Source organism: Pararobbsia alpina (assembly GCF_902859895.1).
GTDB lineage: Bacteria > Pseudomonadota > Gammaproteobacteria > Burkholderiales > Burkholderiaceae > Pararobbsia > Pararobbsia alpina.
On sequence record NZ_CADIKM010000166.1, the window covers coordinates 1 to 1141 of the forward strand.

The window sequence follows — 1141 nt, forward strand, 5'->3', positions numbered from 1 at the left end:
TTGTGGCTTACGTAAATGAGTGCCACCGACGTCGTCGCGCTGTGTGTTCTCTTCGTCGATTTCCTCGGTCGGCCAGCTCGGCGCAAAGATCGCCGAAATCATGGCGTTGCCGCCGAGTGAGATATGCGGCCGCTGCTCAGCGTTCGATCCGGCCGCGAATCGGTGCGCCGCGCGCGAAGTGCGCGTCCGGCCGAGGTCGCACGGCTGTTTCATGTTCGATCGCGCCGAGGACGCGGTCTAGCTTGTGACGGGGTGATCGACTGTTGCACTTGCAATTCATGTATATACAATAAATGCATGGATATCACATTCGATTCCGCTAAAGACGAAGGCGATAAAAACAAGCGTGGCGTAACGCTCGAACTGGCGAGCAAAATCGACTGGCCGGAAGTGTTGTGGCAACCGGATACACGCAAGGACTGCGGTGAGTTGCGCGAAGTCGGTTATACGGTGATTGACGGACGGCTTTACTGCGTCGTGTTCCCGCAGCGCGGCGACGTCATGCATGTTATTAGCCTGCGCAAGGCTAACCCTAGAGAGGTGCGGCACTATGCACAATACGATTAAGACACGGTCCGGTCGGAAGATCATCCTGCCGACTCCAGAAGAAGAAGCGGCGATCAATCGCGGTATCGCGGCGGATCCTGACACCTACGAGCTCACGGCCGAAGAATTCAAGAAGTTGCGGCCCTACGGCGAGGTCATGGCCGAGCGCAAGCGTATGGGCCGGCCGCCGTCAGCATCGCCGAAGGTCGCCGTCAGCGTGCGTTACGATCAGGACATTGTCGATGCGTTCCGATCGACCGGTGACGGCTGGCAAACGCGCATGAATGACGCGTTGCGCGTCTACCTGAGCGAGCATCCCATTGATGCGGCCGCATAACGTATATTCGTTGGTGGGCCTGTTACCCCTCAGTCAGGCCGACAGATTCTTATAGCTCGTAACGCCCGCGCTAACCCGTTGGCGTTTTTTCATACGGGCCACCATTCCAGGCATCGTCGGCTTCTGATTCGGCCGAGCACGCGGGCCCGCATGCGCCGTATGCCGCCATCGCTAACTGCTCATCTGCTCGGCAACGATTTGCGTAGAGCATTCAGCTGATGGTGCTTTGTTTGCCGTGCATCGAACCCCAGCGTCCGC

General features: G+C 58.5%; 3 protein-coding genes. 2 read left to right on the plus strand and 1 reads right to left on the minus strand.

Annotated elements, in window-relative coordinates; all coding sequences use genetic code 11:
- Nucleotides 1-213 (minus strand): hypothetical protein (locus tag HV670_RS30730; RefSeq protein ID WP_217478562.1); only part of this gene is annotated, 213 nt, incomplete at its 3' end.
- A gap of 84 nt (nt 214-297) precedes the next feature.
- On the opposite strand from HV670_RS30730, the gene HV670_RS30060 reads away from it, so the two are divergent.
- Together HV670_RS30060 and HV670_RS30065 are read left to right on the plus strand one after the other, a co-directional pair.
- On the plus strand, nt 298-567 hold the full coding sequence (locus HV670_RS30060; protein WP_175108550.1) for a BrnT family toxin: 270 nt from the start codon (nt 298-300) through the stop codon (nt 565-567).
- On the plus strand, nt 551-883 hold the full coding sequence (locus HV670_RS30065) for a BrnA antitoxin family protein (RefSeq protein ID WP_175108551.1): 333 nt from the start codon (nt 551-553) through the stop codon (nt 881-883). The genes HV670_RS30060 and HV670_RS30065 overlap by 17 nt, the downstream gene beginning before the upstream one ends.
- Nucleotides 884-1141 lie beyond the last annotated feature (258 nt).

What these genes read in the sequence shown, in the direction of transcription:
- HV670_RS30060 (WP_175108550.1), top strand. Translation starts at nt 298, where the DNA reads ATGGATATCACATTCGATTCCGCTAAAGACGAAGGCGATAAAAACAAG.
- HV670_RS30065 (WP_175108551.1), top strand. Translation starts at nt 551, where the DNA reads ATGCACAATACGATTAAGACACGGTCCGGTCGGAAGATCATCCTGCCG.